Below are 17,486 nucleotides of genomic sequence, written 5' to 3'. Positions count from 1 at the left end.
ATCAATAGAGAACTAGCATATATTGAGTATTTCTAAATAATAGTATTTATGAGTAATATTTAATGACAAGGGGGCTAGGGTAGAGAAATTCTAAAGCAGAAGAATTAACAAAAGATTGACTTCTTAGAATATTCCCCTAATATAAAATTGAGGTGGGAAATAATGTTAAGAGAAAAATTAGCTGATTATTTGAAAAACCAAACGGCTTTCTTTGATCAGGAAAATGTAAGCGATATTTTTACGGCAAAAAAAATAGCTGAAAAATTTGAAATCAAACGAAATACCGTTAGTCATTATTTGAGTCAATTAAATGAGCAGGAGATCATTGTTAAAATCAATACTCGACCTGTGTATTTTTTGCACAAAGAAGCTTTTGAAAATCAGTTTTATTTACTTTCTAAAACTATATACAGTAGTCTAGAAGAGTTGAAAAATGATCAACCTTTATTCTATAATAAAGCAGATTTTTTCTCAGTACTCATAGGAAACAGAGCCAGTCTATCTCGAAGTATTGAGCAATTAAAAACCGCTGTATATTATCCTGATAATGGTTTACCAGTTATATTAACAGGAGAGAGCGGAACAGGAAAAAGTTATATGGTCAAGATGCTCCATCAATTCTGTTTAATCAATGATTTAATCGAAGAAGATGCTCCATTTGTGACTTTGAATTGTGCTCAATATGCGAATAATCCGGAATTATTAACCAGTCAATTATTTGGACATGTCAAAGGTGCTTATACAGGAGCAGAAGAAAATCGAAAAGGCGCTTTTGAAGAAGCAGAAGGAGGGATATTGTTTCTGGATGAAGTTCATCGATTGAACGCAGAAGGACAAGAAAAATTATTTACTTATTTAGATCAGGGAATCATCTATCGAATGGGAGAGTCAAATAACCCGAGAAAAGTAAAAGTGAGACTATTCTTTGCTACTACAGAAGATATTTCAAGTAACTTTTTAACAACATTTATGCGGCGAATTCCAATTAGAGTAGAATTACCTCCTTTGAGTAGCCGTACTCCAAATGAACGGTTAGAAATGATTTATGATTTCCTGGTAAAAGAGCAACGGAAAATAAAAGTACCACTAGTAATTAGTGGACAAGTATTGCATTTATTGAAAAACGGGACATATAAAGGGAATATTGGAGAATTGAAAAATGTAGTGAAGGTTACTACTGCAAATGCCTTTTCAATGCAAAGAGAACAAGCAGAAGTAAAAGTGGCTATTCATCATTTGTCTCCTGAGTTTATGCTTCATAGTGTACTGAATACAAGTGCAGTAGTTGAAGAAAGTATTCGAATTGATGAGTCGACTGTTTTAGAGAATTTAGTGGCTCAAAAAAATCCTGATCAACAACGGATTGTTCATACGTATAAAAAGTTGCTGATTGAATTTAGTAATAATAAATTAGATTTAACTGAATCAGAAGAAAGTATGAAGCAAGAAGTAGAAAATTTGTTTGATTTCTTGATTTTTGAGACAGATAGAGAACAGAAACAAGAATTGCTTTTATTTATGACACAGTATGTCCGAGATACATTAAGACAAATGGAAGCATCTTACCAAATTGCATTTAATGGAAATACAGTTTATGCCATTAGTTATTATCTGTTTCAACGCAGTACAGTTCGCTGGCAGCCAGACAGTATTGAATTAATCAATTTGATAAAGGAGTGTAAAGAAAAAGTAGCACAAATTTATACCACACAGTATCAATACACAGAACGTCTACTGACCTTGATACAACCAAAATTGGATATCGAAATATTAGATATGGATAAAATATTGCTTACCCTTTATCTTGATCACCTAGGAGTAGCTCGAGAATCTACCTTTGCCAAAGCGATTATTGTGGCCCACGGATATGCAACTGCAAGCAGCATTGCTAATGTTGTTAATAAAATGTTGGGAAAGAATATATTCGAATCGTTCGATATGCCTCTGGATACAACACCACAAAAAATTGCAGAGGAGATTGTGGATTATTCAGAAAAAAATGATATAAGCAATGGATTGGTTATTTTAGTGGATATGGGATCTTTAAAAGATATCTATGAGTATTTTCCACAACAATTAACGGCTCCTATTATGATTATGAATAATGTCACGACACCAATGGCTCTGACTATTGGGGAAAATATTCAAAAAGAATTAAGTCTTTCTGATATAGCTATTCAGTCGGAAAGTTATCTTCAGTTAGACTGGAAACTGATTTACCCAGAAGAAAATAAAGCAAAAGTATTGCTCACAACGTGTCTTACTGGTATTGGAACAGCAAAACAAATCAGTCAATTATTAGAAGAAAGTTTACCAGTAACAAGCCGATTAAAGGTAATCCCTTATGATTATGAGACGTTATATCATCATAAAACGGAAGAGACAGTCTTTTCATTATATGATGTTATTGGGATTATCGGTACAGCCAATCCATTAATTAGCGATGTCCCCTACTTGTCTCTTGAAGAACTGATTTCAGGTGAAGGGGCGCATAATCTTTCCTACTGGCTAAAAAAAGTAATGTCCCCAGAAGAGAATGAGCAGTTTAATAATCGCATGATCCGGAATTTTTCAATTAAAAAAGTGATTGATTCAGTAACCATTCTGGATACGGATAAAGTAATGTTAGAAATCGAACTATTTATGCGCAGATTTGAAGAGCTAACGGAACAAGAGATAGCGAATGAACGTAAGATAGCTTTGTACGTTCATATCAGTTGTTTAATTGAGCGATTAATTCGTCACGAAACAATTGAAACTTATAGTGGAATAAGTGTTGGTGATCAGTGTCAACAAAATCAATTTAAAAAAATAAAAGAAGCATTTAGTGTCATAGAAGAAAATTATAGTGTCAAAATCCCCCAGTCGGAATTAGCATATGTCCATGACATTATCTTTCAAAAGCTTGATTTAAAAGCAACTGAAGATGAATTTTAATATATTAAGAGCGTGCCACTATAGTTGGCACGCTCTTTGCATATAGTAAAGTGTAAGAGAGGTGAATAAGGTGCGAAGGAAAATAATTTTAGCTAGTCATGGGAATTTTGCAACAGGAATATTAAGTTCATTAGAGTTGATATGTGGAAAAAACGATAACATTGTAACGATAGATGCGTATATGACAGCTGATTATAATTTAAATGATGAAATAAGTAAGATAATGAATGAGAATAAAGGAAATGAGTTGATTGTTGTAACAGATATTTTTGGTGGAAGTGTGAATAATGAATTTCTTAACTATATCCATACTGAAAATTTCTATTTAATTGCAGGAATGAACTTACCATTAGTCATTGAATTAGCAACTCAATTGGAACATACAGATTCAATAACAGCATTGATTAAACAAGCATTAGAGAACTCGATAATGACTATCCAATTTTGTAATGAAACAATTCAAAATGAAACAGAAGAAGAAGATTTTTAATAATGAATAGGAGGAAATTAATGTGCTTAAATTATTAAGAGTAGATCATCGTTTGTTACATGGACAAGTAGCCTTTTCGTGGACGCAAAATTTAGGAGCAGATTGTATTTTAATTGCAAATGACGACGTTCCTAAAAATGATATTCGCAAAACAACGATTAAACTGGCCAAACCACAAGGTGTGAAACTAGTAATTAAGAGTATCGAAGATTCTATTAAAGCTTTACAAAGTGGAGTGACAGATAAATATAAGTTATTTATTGTAGTAGAATCCGTGAAAGATGCTAAAGCATTAGTGGAAGCGTATCCAGTGATCGAACAAATTAATCTGGGAGGGATGAAAGTACGAGAAGGCACAAGAAATATTTCTAAAGCAATTAATATTACACCTGAAGAAGAGGTGATGGTAACAGAACTAGTTAACAAAGGAATTGAAGTAGAAATTCGTCAAGTTCCAACGGATAAAAAAATAACTGTATTAAATGCTTTATAAAAGAAAGGAAGAAAATAAATGATCATGCAATCTATTTATTTAGGTATTGTAGCCTTTATTGCCCAGTCTGAATATGCTTTAGGAACATCGTTATTATCTCGTCCGATTGTTACAGGATTATTTACTGGTATTGTATTAGGTGATATTAAAACAGGTATTATTATGGGTGCTACCTTAGAGTTAGCGTTTATCGGTTCATTTTCGGTAGGAGCTTCCATACCACCAGACGTTGTGACTGGCGGTATTTTAGGAACAGCTTTTGCAATCACAGCAGGAGCTGGTACTGAAACAGCTCTGTTATTAGGACTTCCAATTGCAACCTTAACTCTGGTATTTAAAAATGTCTATTTAGGATTATTAATTCCAGTTATGAACCATAAAGCTGATGATTATGCTAATGAAGGAAATTATAAAGGTGTCGAACGCATGCATCTTGCTGCGGGATTCGGTCTATCTTTAATGCTGGCTTTAATCGTTTCAATTTCATTTTCAGTTGGTAGTAACACGGTAAAAGGTTTATTAGATATGATTCCTATGTTTGTACAAAATGGACTATCAGTTGCAACTGGAATTATTCCAGCATTAGGATTTGCAATGCTAGCTCGTCTATTAATTAATAAAACTGTAGCACCATACTTTTTCTTAGGATTCATTATTGTAGGATACTTGGATATCCCAATTACTGGTGTTGCAATTTTAGGAGCAATCATAGCAGTGATCGTTATAAACATTATGAACTTTAGAAAAGGGCAAGCTGATGCAGTTCAAACCACAAATGGAGGGATTATTGACGATGAAGAATTCTAATTCAAAAAGAGAAAACTTAATAACAAAAAAAGATCTAAATAAAGTATTCTGGCGTTCTTTTCAAATGGAATTTTCTTGGAATTATGAACGTCAAATGAATATGGCTTATGCATATGCTATGATCCCGATTTTAAAAAAATTGTATAAAACAAAAGATGAAATGGCGGGAGCATTAAAGCGTCATTTAGAGTTTTTTAATACCACACCACATATCGTCACGTTAATTCTTGGAATTAACGCTGCAATGGAAGAAGAAGGTGTTGTAGAAGAAGACTTTGATGTAAAAACAATTGATAGTATCAAGACATCCTTAATGGGGCCATTAGCTGGTATCGGGGACTCCTTCTTCTGGGGAACTCTAAGATTGATTGCTACGGGTATTGGAACGTCACTAGCTCTTCAAGGAAATATTTTAGGTCCGATTTTATTTCTACTGATCTTTAATATTCCTCATTTAATTTTACGTTATTTATTTACAATTTTCGGATATAAATTAGGAACTGGATTCTTGAAAAAGATACAAAGTAATGGCATGATGGAAAGCTTGACTTTAGGAGCGTCAATTATTGGGTTAATGGTAGTTGGTGCTATGACGGCATCACTGGTTAGTATATCAATCCCATTGTCAATTGGTACAGGTGATAGCGCAGTATCAGTACAAAGTATTTTTGACGATATTGTACCGGGATTACTACCTTTGGGAGCTTTCGGAATTGTATTCTATTTATTGAAAAAAGAGGTTAAGCCATTAATGATATTAGGTGGAATGGCTGTTGTAGGAATTTTCGGATCATGGATTGGTATCTTTTAAGGAGGAATAGCATGGTAACAATGTTAGATTATATTAAAGAAGAGCAAGTTAGCTTAACCACAATCCTTGATGAATTTGATTGTAATAAAAAACAATTTGGAGAAGTAAAATACTGTTTGATATTAGCCACGGGCTCTTCGTATAATGCTTGTTTAGCAGCAAAGTACTATATGGAGAGTACATCCTCGCTTCATATTGACATTCAAGAGCCCTTCAATTACCTACACTATGGCAAGGTAGATTCTAAAGTGGATTTAGTAATTGCTGTATCTCAAAGTGGTAAAAGTACTTCTACAATTAAAGCAGTTGAGAAATTAACCTTATCAACAAATGTAAAAACAATTGCCATAACAAGTGACATTACTAGTCCTATCACTAAGGTTGTTGATACAGTTTTTGATTTGAATATGGGCATTGAGAAAGTGGGATTCGTAACAAAAGGCTATTCAGCAACCATCTTAAATCTTATGTTAGTAGCTCTCTCAGCTGCAAAAGAATCAGAATTATTAACATCTGACGAAATAGAAGATGAGATAAACAATATTCGTTCAGCTATTATGAATATTGATAATGTAATTACTAAATCTGCTGATTTTTTTGAAATACACAAAGAATCTTTAATTTCGGGGCATCGATTTATTGCAATGGGTTATGGTCCTAACTGGGGTACGGCAAAAGAATTTGAAACAAAATTTACCGAAACCGTTAGAAAACCGTCACAAGGATTTGAATTAGAAGCATACATGCATGGGCCTTACCTTGAAGCAAACCGAGACCATACATTATTCTATATTGAAACAGACAATAAGTTAAAAGATCGCTCAATAGCATTGAGAAATTATATGAAAGAGTATGTTAAGAGCTCGTTTACTATCACCATAGAAAAAAGTGAAGATCCAAATACGTTGGCATTGGATGCAATCGTTAGTGAAAAAGTTAGTCCATTGTTACTCATTATTCCTTTTCAGTATCTAGCTTATCAAATAGCAACTGCTCAAGGAATTGATTTAAATAAAAGAATTTTTGACAATTTTGATCAAGTATTAAAAAGCAAAATATAAGAATAAAGGAGAAATAAAAAATGTTGAAATTTGACGAATCAAAACAAGTTAATAGTGTAAACGGAGCATTAAAATTAAGAAGTGAAGTAGAAAAAATAGTAGATGAAGTTTGGGAAAAAGGATTTGACAGCATCTACTACCTAGGAATTGGCGGCACTTATGCCTCAAGCATGCAAGCTGTTACTTACATCAATGGTAAAAGCAACTTACCTGTTTATGTTCAACATGCAGCTGAATATTACACAACAGGCAACAAGCGTCTAACAGAAAAATCTGTAGTCATCTTATCATCAGTGACAGGAACAACACAAGAAGTTGTGAAAGCAATTAAAGAAATTAAAAAGGTAGGAGCTACTGTTATTTCTTTTGTAGATCTACCTAATACACCTTTAGCAGATGCGGGAGATTATTTAATTACCTACTCAGGAAATGAACAGTTGAAGTTTTTTATGGCAGCAGATCGATTGATGTACCGTAATGGAGAATTTGATGATTATGAAGATTACTATAAAGAATTAGATGCGCATTTAGCTATTGGGCTGGTAGAAACAGAAAAATCTGCAGATGAATTTGGTCGTGAATTTGCTGAAAAGCATCGTCATGATGCAATGCATTATTTTATTGGAGCTGGTAATCAGTGGGGAGGAGTCTATTCCTATGCAATGTGTTACTGGGAAGAACAAAGCTGGTTACCTTCAAAATCGATTCATGCAGCTGAGTTCTTACACGGAACATTAGAAATTGTAGAAGAAACAACTCCAGTTACGCTATTTATTGGTGAAGATGAACAACGGTCTTTATCAGAAAGGGTAGCAAATTTCTTACCGCGTATTTGTGCAAATTATACTATTATTGATTCGAAAGACTACAATTTAGAAGGAATTAGTGAAAAATATCGTGGCAGACTCTCTCATCTGATTGCACATTGTGTAACACAACGAATTGACGCACATGTTGAGAAACTGAACTGTCATCCATTAGATATACGTCGCTACTATCGCCAGTTTGATTATTAGAATAACGAAAAACTAAATTTTAGTAACGATACGAATCAATGAAAAACTGTTAAAGAAAATCGCTGACAAAATTAGCCTCTTTAATACTTTGTAATTAGTTTGAACTGAACCTTGGCAAGTAGACAGAAAAAAACAGCGAAATTACGATACAACCTGCTACCGATATTTTATTGGTAGCAGGTTGTATTATATTTAATGAATTATTTGTTTTGAAGAAAGGATACGATATTTCTTTAGGGCTTTAAAATTAGGTTTTTATACTTATAACTCTTTTTTAATATGCACAGTATTGTAACTAAGCCCCTAGCGCCAGCTAGTCACATGAAAGAAAGACCTCTTCCTAAACCTTTGTCTTTAAATTTATGACTAGTAATTTTTAAGTAAAGACTTGAAACATCTTTAGAGAGCTTTTGTTGGACGGCTAGTGGTGTTAATTTATCTTCTAATTTACTAATTATTTTAGGGAGATACTCTTTTTTTTCTAAACGTTTTTTAGCATCAATTAAAATGTCTTTCTCTTCCATGCTAATTGTAGATTCTAGTATAAAGTTAATATCATTTAGTATTTCCTCTTCTTTTTTGCTCATATTACACACTACTTTCTGGATTTGAATTTAATTTAATATTACCAACATTTTTTTGGGTTTGCTAATATTTTAAATATTGCGGACAGATTGAGTTGCCTATGCGGAGGAGAAAAGGCCACTGAAATGTAATTGTCAGTGGCCGAATCCCTTTTGTCTAGAGCTTTTTCAATTATATGGAATGACTTTTACCCTATTATCTTACACCTTCCAATCCATGTCTTTCACGTATAGAAACTTCACCATTAATCAAAACATTATAAGAATAAGGATAAGTGATAACGAATTTTTCCTTATAGCCAAACAGGATCGTTCCAGGGAAGAGATAACTAACTCTTGATAAAAGAATTAAAAGAACTAAGGAGAAACAATGCACAACTTCAAATGGAAAATGACATTTCAAATCAATCTTGTCTCTTTCGTAAATATAGAAGTGTACAATCAATTTTTTTAAGGTTATTGTTTATTAGAATTGAAAATATTGACTATTTCAAATAGAATACTCATCAGAAAGTACGGTATCAATAATAAAAGCAAATAGCTGATAACCATTAATTGTGGACTATTGATATTAGGAGGCATAATTTGAGTATTTCTTAAACCAGTTAATAGTCCTCCTGTATTGAATTGAATTTCAATAAAAAGCATTACTGTAATCATTTCTAGATAGATAAATTTCATAATAGTTTCTAAAAAAGTTAATAAGTTAGGAATGACATAGGAAAAGAATAGTTTGGGTTTAGGATACCCTAGAGATTTTGCAAAAATAAAATAATTGGATTGATAAATCATTTTGATATAAGGCGTCATGTATTTAATCAGGAAAACAATTGGAAAAACACTTAGTATAAATAAAGGGAAAAATAATGCTGGTTCATTTGGAGTGCCGACAGTCCTTAATAAATAAATGGAAGTTTCTTTATAGATAACGATACTAAACCAATGGATAAAAAAAACAACACCGACTACAGGTAATCCCTCAATATCTTCTAAAAACCTTGTGATTTTTACAATCGTTCTATTTTTGAATTTCGGAAAATAGTAACTATATAAGAGTAGTGAAAATAATGTTATTGCTAAACTAGCACTAATTAAATATAAAGTATACGCACCATTGGTCTGATGATAAATAACCCATAGTTCAGATAAATAGTGATAGGTAAAAATTTGTGCAATCGTATTTTTGAACGAGGTAATTAATAAACCTAGATCTTCTATACTTAAAGGTAATAAATAACTCAAACAGACGAGTAAAACAATACCGATTAGAATTGTAATAAGCGAAATGAATTGCTTTATCATTTTGATGAATGAATTGATTTCGCACCCTCCTCCATTAAGTAACGCTTGATTCTAACGAGTAAGAAAATAAGAACACTATAGAAACCTAAGGGTATGAGGATTGTCCAGGGAGTGCTAGCCAGGTTATTAATGTTTTGACCAATTAATCCGCTCCATTCATTAGAGATTGAAGCGGTATATGTAGCACTTTCGTCTAACTTTGTTACTAAGGATCCACCTAGATAAAGGTTGAAATAAGCTAAGTAAATAAAAAGAGATAAATTTTTTATTAAGATATTGAAAAATAAATTTACTGTAAGTTCTGTTATTTGTGGTCTAAAGGAATAGCTAACCGTTCTAATTTTGGAACTGCCTAATGTTTGGCTAACAAGAGAAAAATCTTGCTTGAAAAGAAAAGTTAATTCGGTATGATACAGTTTAACTAAATTAGGGATCCCTATAAGAAATAAAATGAATAATTGAATGATTATGAACTTTAAGTTTGCTTGCGGTTGAACGTTATCTGTATTAAAAGACAGCGCACTATAATAGGGACCGATTAGTAGAAGCAATAAAAAAGGTTTAGGAATCAATGAAAAAAGCTTATCAAAATACAAAAAAATAGGTAGCAGAAATTTTTCCCCAAATTTATAAATCAGTAGACTATTAATTATTAAACTACTGACTATTTGAAAAAAACTTAATAATAAACCAATGAAAAAAGTATACTTAAATCCTTGAATAATTTTAGCAAAAATAGTAAACCCGATGATATCCGTACCAAAGGGAGGTACTTCAAGAGGAGTAAAAGGAGGATAGTTTATTTCTCCGGCTATTAATGTCTTTTCTACTCGAAGTGTTAAAATTTTTGATAAAAAAGGTTCATATAAACAACTGATTAATAAAAAAAATGACAAGAGTGAACATAAAATCCATAATTTTATAGGTTTATTTTTTAATATAATCATAAAAACCTCCTTCATTCTTAATGTTATTATATCTGACGTACTAAGAATAACCAAGTTTACAATTGGTGTATGTCAACACATTTTCGATAATCGATAGGGGTTTCGTAGCCCAAGGATCCAAGGGACTGAAAATGATTCCACCATTGAACATAGTCTACAAGGTGAAATTGCAAAGTTCATGGAACGTAGTCTTGTAGACAAGTTTGAACTTGAAAAATCTATAGAGGGAACCCCTATGGCATGAGCATAAGGGATCCCTTTTCTACTTAACGAGTGTACAAGATCAAAGATGTATAGTAACTCATCTTAAGGTGTGGTCGTCGAATTACTTTCCTCGATTGGAATAGAACACCTAACACCTTGACTGTTTAATTCTCCCTTAAATGTAGAGAGTGCATATAGAAGTTCGGGTTCCATATCCTCTTATCACTTCGACTTTCGCCCCACCTGCTTTAAAATATTATTTCGAAGCTGTGCGGTGTCTTTCCTTAGTTCTTTTAATTCATTTCTTTACTTTATGTAAATCAACCATTTGTTTCTTAAATGCTTCTTTATAAGTTTGACGTTAACGACGAGAGCAGGCATGATTGATTCCTCCTATACATGTTGTTGTGTTCAGTATATACACCTTATCTTTTCCGTCCAACTCAGTGTAACCTATCCAGAAACAGATTAGTGAATTAAAGTAGGATCATCTATAAATCAAGCTAAACCTAATAAAATTAAGTAATTATCTATTTTTGGTTAATAATCATATGAAAATATAACGAGTAATAGATAATGTTGTTTTCATCCTTGTAATTACTGTATAATTTAAAAGATACCGTGTCATAAATTGGAAAGAGAAAAGGATGGATAGTATGAAAGGTTTCAGGAAAAATAAAATAACATTAGGGTTGCTATTCGTAGCTGCTTTGGTTTTAAATCTATTTTTATTTCCCGCAGATGTCAATGCAGAAGAAGAAACATACATTATTGCAACTGACGCTACCTTTGCACCATTTGAATATGAGAATGAAGATGGAGAGTATGTAGGGATAGACATTGATATACTTACAGCTATTGCTGAAGATCAAGGTTTTCAATTTGATTTAAGACCAATGAATTTCAGTGCAGGATTACAGGCTTTGGAGGCTAATCAAGTTGATGGGATGATTGCTGCAATGAGCATCACCCCGGAGCGTGAAGAGGCGTTTGATTTCTCCGAGCCCTATTTTGATGCTGGTCCAGTTATGGCCGTACGCGAAGATAACGAAGAGATTAATTCTTATGAAGATCTTGAAGGGAAAACAGTAGCGGTAAAAGTGGGAACGATTGGAGCAGAATTGGCAAATGAGCTCCAGGAAACGTATGATTTTGAGATTAATCAATTTGAAGATTCGTCAGGAATGTATGAAGATGTTCTGTCAAATCACTCTGATGCTGTTATTGAAGACTACCCTGTTATGGCTTATGCCATTCAACAAGATTTACCATTACGCTTACCGACTGAGCCGGAAGAGGGTGATTCATATGGATTTGCAGTTAATAAAGGATTGAACCCTGAATTAATTGAAAAATTTAATGCCGGTTTGGTTAATATACGAGAAAATGGAACATATGATGATATAATTGAAACCTATTTGGGCGAGAATGTACAAGGAACAACAAGTAGTGGATTCTTTGGTTTGATAGAAAAAAACTATGAAAACTTACTTAAAGGTCTGGGCCGTACTTTGGTACTAACTTTAGTGTCTTTTGCAATTGCTTTGGTTGCCGGAACAATAATTGGTTTGTTTAGTGCTGCTCCAAGTGCAGTGCTGAATTTCATAGCGAATATCTATGTGACAATTTTACGTGGGATACCATTGATTGTATTAGCGTTTTTCATGTACTTTACTGTTCCTCAGTTATTAGGAATACAAATCACAGCTTTCATGGCAGGTATCATAACCTTAAGCTTAAATACAACTGCATATATTGCTGAACAAGTACGTGGCGGAATTGCAGCAGTTGATAAGGGACAGCTAGAGGCTGCTCGTAGTTTAGGTTTGCCGTATGGACTTTCAATGCGTAAAGTTGTAGTCCCTCAAGCAATTAAAATTATGATTCCTTCATTGATTAATCAGTTTGTGATTACTTTGAAAGATACATCTATACTGGCAGTGATTGGAATTGTAGAGTTGACTCAAACAGGTCGTATTATTATTGCTCGTTCGTATCAGTCGGGTTCAATGTGGATTATTGTAGGATTAATTTACTTGATTATGATTACTTTACTAACTAAACTTTCGAATTTGATTGAAAGGAGACTTATTACAAATGATTAAACTTAAAACAGAACAACTAAAAAAGAGTTTTGGAAATTTAGAAGTATTAAAAGGCTTGGATCTTGAAGTAAAAGAAGGCGAAGTCGTAGTAATTATTGGTCCTTCTGGATCAGGAAAAAGCACTTTTTTACGCTGTATGAATTTATTAGAGGAAGTTAGCGGCGGTAAGGTTATTGTAGATGATCATGATTTAACGGACCCTGCTCAAAATATCAATAAAGTTCGAGAAAATATTGGAATGGTGTTTCAACAGTTTAATCTTTTTCCCCATTTATCAGTTACAGATAATATTATTTTAGCGCCCCAACAGCTATTGAATATTTCCAAAAGTGAAGGAGAAAAGTTAGCTATGAAACTTTTGGAAAGTGTTGGAATGGAAGATAAAGCGGATGCTTACCCAAGTTCGTTGTCTGGAGGACAAAAGCAGCGTGTCGCTATTGCGAGAGCTTTAGCCATGGATCCTGATATTATGCTTTTTGATGAACCAACAAGTGCGTTGGATCCAGAGATGGTTGGAGAAGTGCTGGGAGCTATGAAAAAACTAGCGCAAGAAGGAATGACAATGATTGTTGTTACTCATGAGATGGGATTTGCTAGGGAAATGGCTGATCGTATAATCTTTATGGATGAAGGCCACATTGTTGAGATAGGAACACCGGAACAAATCTTTAACAATCCTGAAAACGAACGAACAAAAGACTTTTTAGATAAAGTATTATAAGCTGAAAAATTCTTCATGTATTCTATTGAATTAGAATGCTTGAAGAATTTTTATTTTTGAATTACTTTTTTGAGAGGAAAACTATGGATTTTAGACTAAAAGATTTTATGACGATCTATTACATTGTCTATTAAAAAAATCTTCAAAAACGAAAATTTCCATATAGATATAAAAAGGGGCTTTTTAGATAGTTAAGGAATAAAAATTACTTTATCGATTAATGAGTATGAAAAATATATAATAATTAAAGTGCTAATAGCTGCTATTAAAGAAGTCGTATGAGATAATTATTGAATATAAATAAAAGAAAAATATATGAATGGAGAAGATGAGCATGTTTAATAAAAATAAAGATACGAACAATAATCGTTTTGTAGTAAAACATACTGAAGATATTTCAGAGGTTGGAAGATTAATTATTCTTATTGACCAGGAAACGGGTGTGAATTATCTTCAGTCTTGGGTAGGCGGGGGAAGCAGTATTACACCGTTACTGGATGAACGTGGGGAAGTCGTTATTGATATTACCCCTCAAGTGTAAAAATAGAGTGGATTACTTTGATTTTTTAAACCGTTTACATTAAAATTGAACGATATAGTATTATTTTTTTATAGTTAACGTTGTAGACAACTATTTCATTTAATATAAGGAGTGAACGCTTTGTCAGGAGATAAAAACAACCAATATAATGCCCCAACAGAAGTGAAAGAAATTGACATAGTAAATACGTTTGAACTGGAAGCATTAGCAAAAGAAGTCATGCCAAGTGGCGGATATGGCTATATATCAGGTGGTTCAGGGGATGAATATACAAAGAAACAGAATATAGATTCTTTTAACCACAAAGGCATTTTACCTAGAGTATTAGCAGATGTCGAAAATCCAGATACAAAGACCACTATCTTAGGACATAATATTCCAGCGCCTTTTATCATGGCACCTATTGCGGCACACGGGCTAGCCCATGCAACAAAAGAATCTGGAACAGCTAGAGGCGTTTCTGAATATGGAACAATCATGTCAATCAGTGCATACTCTGGCGCAACTTTTGAAGAAATTGAAGAGGGATTGAAAGGATCTCCTAGGTGGTTCCAGCTTTATATGAGCAAGGATGATGAATTAAATAAACTGATTGTTGATGAAGCAAAAAAAGATGGGGCCACAGCCATTATCTTGACCGCCGATGCTACGCTGAGTGGAAATAGAGAAACCGATATTCGAAACAAATTTGTCTATCCATTTGGCATGCCGATTGTTTCTCGCTATCTATCCGGTAGCGGAGAAAATATGTCATTAAATAATATTTATGCTCAATCAAAACAAAAGATCAGTCCAAAAGATGTAGAGTTCCTGGCAAGTTATTCTGGCTTGCCAATTATTGTTAAAGGAGTGCAGACGCCGGAAGACGCCTTGCTTGCAATCGGTGTTGGCGCTTCTGGAATCTGGGTATCCAATCATGGAGGACGCCAATTAGATGGCGCGCCAGGATCTTTTGATACACTTGCAGAAATTTCAAGAGCAGTTGGTAAACGTGTACCCATTATCTTTGATAGTGGGATTCGTCGTGGAGAACATATCTTTAAAGCGTTGGCTAGTGGAGCGGATATCGTAGCGCTTGGTCGGCCAATGCTCTATGGACTAGCGTTAGGTGGCTGGAAAGGCGTATACTCTGTGCTTGAATATTTTGAAACAGATTTGAAACGTGTAATGCAGTTGGCGGGAACACAGACGATAGAAGACATTAAACAGGCCAAATTATTTGATAATGCTCGATATAAATAAGCAATAGGAACTAGACTAGCTGATCCTCCTTGAGATGATAGGGGACAGCTAGTCTCGTTTTATATGCTGACTTTCATGAATCGAAACGATCATTAATTAATAAAGTCTCAGATTCAATTCGTTTAGTCTGATTTTTCTCATAATTTGCCACAAAAATACAACCATATAAAGTGTTTAAGATATAATCTATAGCGATTTGAGATGAAAAAGTTGAAAGTTTTACAGATTTACTTTCACTTTTTGCAACAGGAAGAATTAAATCAGCCAGGCTAGCAATGTGAGAATCAGGATTTGCAGAAATAACAATAATACGTGTATGATTTTTTTTCAAAATATTTGTAATAAAGTAATTATTTTTACTTTCTCCACTGTACGAGAGAATAATAGCACAATCATTTTGGCCGAAATTAGCTGCTAAATGGCGGTTCTCTCCCGGAAGAACAGATAACTGAATAGGCATATCGATTTTCATCATTTTATTTTGGAAATTCAAGGCTGGAAGATAAGTATCTCCATACGCAAAAATCCCAATACGTCTTGCACTGAGTAAAAGATCAACGGCGTCTTCCATACGTTCATTTGAATTGATGGAATGCGTTTTCTGCAGTGATTCTGTAAATAATTCTAAAATCTTTTTTTGTATTTCTTTATAGGAATCGTCTTCTGTAAATGGGAAGTCAGGATTTACATTTGTTATAGCATTATATTCTTTTTGAAGTTCTGCAGACCACTTGATTTTAAAGTCTTTATATCCTTTCAAACCTATTTTACGACAAAAACGGACAATAGTAGAAGTTGAAGTGAAAGTGTTTTGTGATAAAGATTGTATAGAATAATCCAAGACCTTTTCACGATTATTTAATATGTAATCAGCCAATGCTCTTTCTGAGTCGTTAAATCCAATCTGTTTTTGAAGTGCAGTTAAAATCATCATAATAGACCTCCTAGTTATATTTTGAATGATTCCCTATTTCTTGTCAATCTATAGATTATGAAAAGAAATTCCACATTTATCTTCGTAAAGGATAAAATTTTTGAATAAAATGTCTACTTTTTGGGATTCGTTTACTTATCTTTTTTTTAATGGTTAAATGATATTGAATAAGCAATGCTAAATATAGGTAAAAGATTTAACCTGAAAATCAGCAGATGCTTAGTAAAATAGAAAATATATAGGAGGAGCTACTTTTATGTTAACTATTGCTTATATCGGAAATGGAAAGAGTGCCAATCGCTATCATATTCCATTTTCAACTAAAGTTGAAGATATCAAAATCAAGAAAATATTATCCCCAGAAGATCAATCTCCTTGGGACGCTTTACCAGATGTAGAGTATGTGAAAGATATTAATGAAATATGGGATGATTCCGAAGTGCAGTTAGTGGTTATTTCTACGCCTCCACAAAGTCATTATGATTTAGCTAGAGAAGCGCTGATCAATGGAAAAAACGCATTAGTAGAAAAACCTTTTTCTGAAACTTCTGAACAAGCGAAAGAATTATTTGCTCTAGCAGAAGAAAAAGGATTATTTATTCAATGTTATCAAAATCGTCGCTTTGATTCCGACTTTTTAACTGTGCAAAAAGTAATTGAAAGTGGCGTGCTAGGCGAGGTTTTTGAGATGGATATGCATTTTGACTACTTCCGACCAGAGGTACCAAAGTCTAGTGACACATTCAGTCCATTAGATAGTTTCTTATATACGCATGCATGTCACACGGTAGATCAGGTTATAGCTTATTTTGGTAGCCCAAACAAAGTGAATTATGATGTCCGTCAACTTTTGGGAAGTGGTCGAATGAATGATTATTTTGATTTGGACTTACATTATGCTAGCAATTTGAAAGTATCTGTAAAATCAAGTTATTTCAGAATGAAAGAACGGCCAAGTTTTGTTGTCTATGGTACAAAAGGGACTTTTATCAAAGAGACAAAAGATCGTCAAGAAGAACACTTGAAATTATTTTATATGCCTGACAATAAAGACTTTGGTGTAGATCTCCCAGAACATTACGGTACTTTATACTATATGGATGAGTTAGGACAATACCACGAAGAAAAAGTGGTATCAGAAGTAGGAGATTATAGCCGTATATATCAAGGGATATACGAATCATTAATAAACGGGAAAGAAAAAATAGTGAAGGACGAAGAAACCATTCGTCAAATTGAGATTTTAGAAGAAAGTATTCGTCAAATGGGTCTCAATAATCAATCAAGTTAG

Annotated in this window: 17 protein-coding genes; 12 read left to right on the top strand and 5 right to left on the bottom strand. The window is 33.4% G+C overall.

All coding sequences use genetic code 11. The features are described from left to right. Nucleotides 1–162 precede the first annotated feature (162 nt). The 7 genes from BLT22_RS06435 to BLT22_RS06405 all read left to right on the top strand — a co-directional run bounded on the left by BLT22_RS06435 (nucleotide 163) and on the right by BLT22_RS06405 (nucleotide 7,615). Nucleotides 163–2,937: a sigma-54-dependent transcriptional regulator gene (locus tag BLT22_RS06435; RefSeq protein WP_091761773.1), complete on the top strand. Its 2,775-nt coding sequence runs from the start codon at nucleotides 163–165 to the stop codon at nucleotides 2,935–2,937. 70 nt (nucleotides 2,938–3,007) lie between these two features. Then, entirely contained in the window at nucleotides 3,008–3,427 is a 420-nt protein-coding gene (locus BLT22_RS06430) for a PTS sugar transporter subunit IIA (RefSeq protein ID WP_091761771.1), read from the top strand. 22 nt (nucleotides 3,428–3,449) lie between these two features. Beyond that, the gene (locus BLT22_RS06425; RefSeq protein ID WP_091761768.1) at nucleotides 3,450–3,920 is read left to right on the top strand and encodes a PTS sugar transporter subunit IIB; all 471 of its coding nucleotides are present in this window, start codon (nucleotides 3,450–3,452) and stop codon (nucleotides 3,918–3,920) included. 18 nt (nucleotides 3,921–3,938) lie between these two features. Then, nucleotides 3,939–4,727 carry a PTS mannose/fructose/sorbose/N-acetylgalactosamine transporter subunit IIC gene (locus BLT22_RS06420; RefSeq protein ID WP_091761766.1) on the top strand — a complete coding sequence of 263 codons (789 nt, stop codon included), beginning with the start codon at nucleotides 3,939–3,941 and terminating at the stop codon, nucleotides 4,725–4,727. Then, nucleotides 4,714–5,538: a PTS system mannose/fructose/sorbose family transporter subunit IID gene (locus tag BLT22_RS06415; protein WP_091761764.1), complete on the top strand. Its 825-nt coding sequence runs from the start codon at nucleotides 4,714–4,716 to the stop codon at nucleotides 5,536–5,538. The genes BLT22_RS06420 and BLT22_RS06415 overlap by 14 nt, the downstream gene beginning before the upstream one ends. Nucleotides 5,539–5,549: 11 nt before the next feature. Next, a complete protein-coding gene (locus tag BLT22_RS06410) occupies nucleotides 5,550–6,599 on the top strand; it encodes an SIS domain-containing protein (RefSeq protein WP_091761762.1) in 1,050 nt (349 codons plus the stop codon). A gap of 20 nt (nucleotides 6,600–6,619) precedes the next feature. After that, nucleotides 6,620–7,615: an SIS domain-containing protein gene (locus tag BLT22_RS06405; RefSeq protein ID WP_091761760.1), complete on the top strand. Its 996-nt coding sequence runs from the start codon at nucleotides 6,620–6,622 to the stop codon at nucleotides 7,613–7,615. A 317-nt stretch (nucleotides 7,616–7,932) separates the two neighbouring features. Here the strand turns inward: BLT22_RS06405 and BLT22_RS06400 are convergent, their stop codons facing one another. From BLT22_RS06400 to BLT22_RS12565, 4 genes are all read right to left on the bottom strand, one after another. Beyond that, a complete protein-coding gene (locus BLT22_RS06400; protein ID WP_091761758.1) occupies nucleotides 7,933–8,202 on the bottom strand; it encodes a bacteriocin immunity family protein in 270 nt (89 codons plus the stop codon). A 453-nt stretch (nucleotides 8,203–8,655) separates the two neighbouring features. Continuing rightward, complete coding sequence (locus BLT22_RS06395; protein ID WP_236048877.1) at nucleotides 8,656–9,501, bottom strand: peptide transporter; 846 nt, start codon at nucleotides 9,499–9,501, stop codon at nucleotides 8,656–8,658. Further along, nucleotides 9,498–10,448: an ABC transporter permease family protein gene (locus BLT22_RS06390; protein WP_236048876.1), complete on the bottom strand. Its 951-nt coding sequence runs from the start codon at nucleotides 10,446–10,448 to the stop codon at nucleotides 9,498–9,500. Before BLT22_RS06390 ends, BLT22_RS06395 begins: the two co-directional genes overlap by 4 nt. Nucleotides 10,449–10,504: 56 nt before the next feature. Beyond that, nucleotides 10,505–10,621 (bottom strand): IS3 family transposase, encoded by a 117-nt coding sequence (locus BLT22_RS12565; RefSeq protein WP_143020636.1) that lies wholly within the window; start codon nucleotides 10,619–10,621, stop codon nucleotides 10,505–10,507. A 687-nt stretch (nucleotides 10,622–11,308) separates the two neighbouring features. On the opposite strand from BLT22_RS12565, the gene BLT22_RS06385 reads away from it, so the two are divergent. The 4 genes from BLT22_RS06385 to BLT22_RS06370 all read left to right on the top strand — a co-directional run bounded on the left by BLT22_RS06385 (nucleotide 11,309) and on the right by BLT22_RS06370 (nucleotide 15,261). Then, nucleotides 11,309–12,757, top strand: coding sequence for an amino acid ABC transporter substrate-binding protein/permease (locus BLT22_RS06385; protein WP_091761753.1), 1,449 nt, complete (start codon nucleotides 11,309–11,311; stop codon nucleotides 12,755–12,757). Continuing rightward, nucleotides 12,750–13,478 carry an amino acid ABC transporter ATP-binding protein gene (locus BLT22_RS06380; RefSeq protein WP_091761751.1) on the top strand — a complete coding sequence of 243 codons (729 nt, stop codon included), beginning with the start codon at nucleotides 12,750–12,752 and terminating at the stop codon, nucleotides 13,476–13,478. The genes BLT22_RS06385 and BLT22_RS06380 overlap by 8 nt, the downstream gene beginning before the upstream one ends. 334 nt (nucleotides 13,479–13,812) lie before the next feature. Beyond that, nucleotides 13,813–14,019, top strand: coding sequence for a DUF6440 family protein (locus tag BLT22_RS06375; protein WP_091761749.1), 207 nt, complete (start codon nucleotides 13,813–13,815; stop codon nucleotides 14,017–14,019). A gap of 120 nt (nucleotides 14,020–14,139) precedes the next feature. Continuing rightward, complete coding sequence (locus BLT22_RS06370) at nucleotides 14,140–15,261, top strand: alpha-hydroxy-acid oxidizing protein (RefSeq protein WP_236048875.1); 1,122 nt, start codon at nucleotides 14,140–14,142, stop codon at nucleotides 15,259–15,261. A gap of 73 nt (nucleotides 15,262–15,334) precedes the next feature. On the opposite strand, the gene BLT22_RS06365 is transcribed toward BLT22_RS06370, so the two are convergent. After that, nucleotides 15,335–16,195, bottom strand: a complete 861-nt coding sequence (locus BLT22_RS06365; RefSeq protein WP_091761747.1) for a MurR/RpiR family transcriptional regulator — start codon at nucleotides 16,193–16,195, stop codon at nucleotides 15,335–15,337. A gap of 256 nt (nucleotides 16,196–16,451) precedes the next feature. Here BLT22_RS06365 and BLT22_RS06360 point away from each other — a divergent pair, with 256 nt between their 5' ends. Further along, nucleotides 16,452–17,486, top strand: a complete 1,035-nt coding sequence (locus BLT22_RS06360; protein ID WP_091761745.1) for a Gfo/Idh/MocA family oxidoreductase — start codon at nucleotides 16,452–16,454, stop codon at nucleotides 17,484–17,486.

The sequence above is a fragment of the Marinilactibacillus psychrotolerans genome, from assembly GCF_900101525.1.
Classification (GTDB): domain Bacteria; phylum Bacillota; class Bacilli; order Lactobacillales; family Carnobacteriaceae_A; genus Marinilactibacillus; species Marinilactibacillus psychrotolerans.
This window is presented reverse-complemented; position numbering and strand designations above follow the sequence as displayed.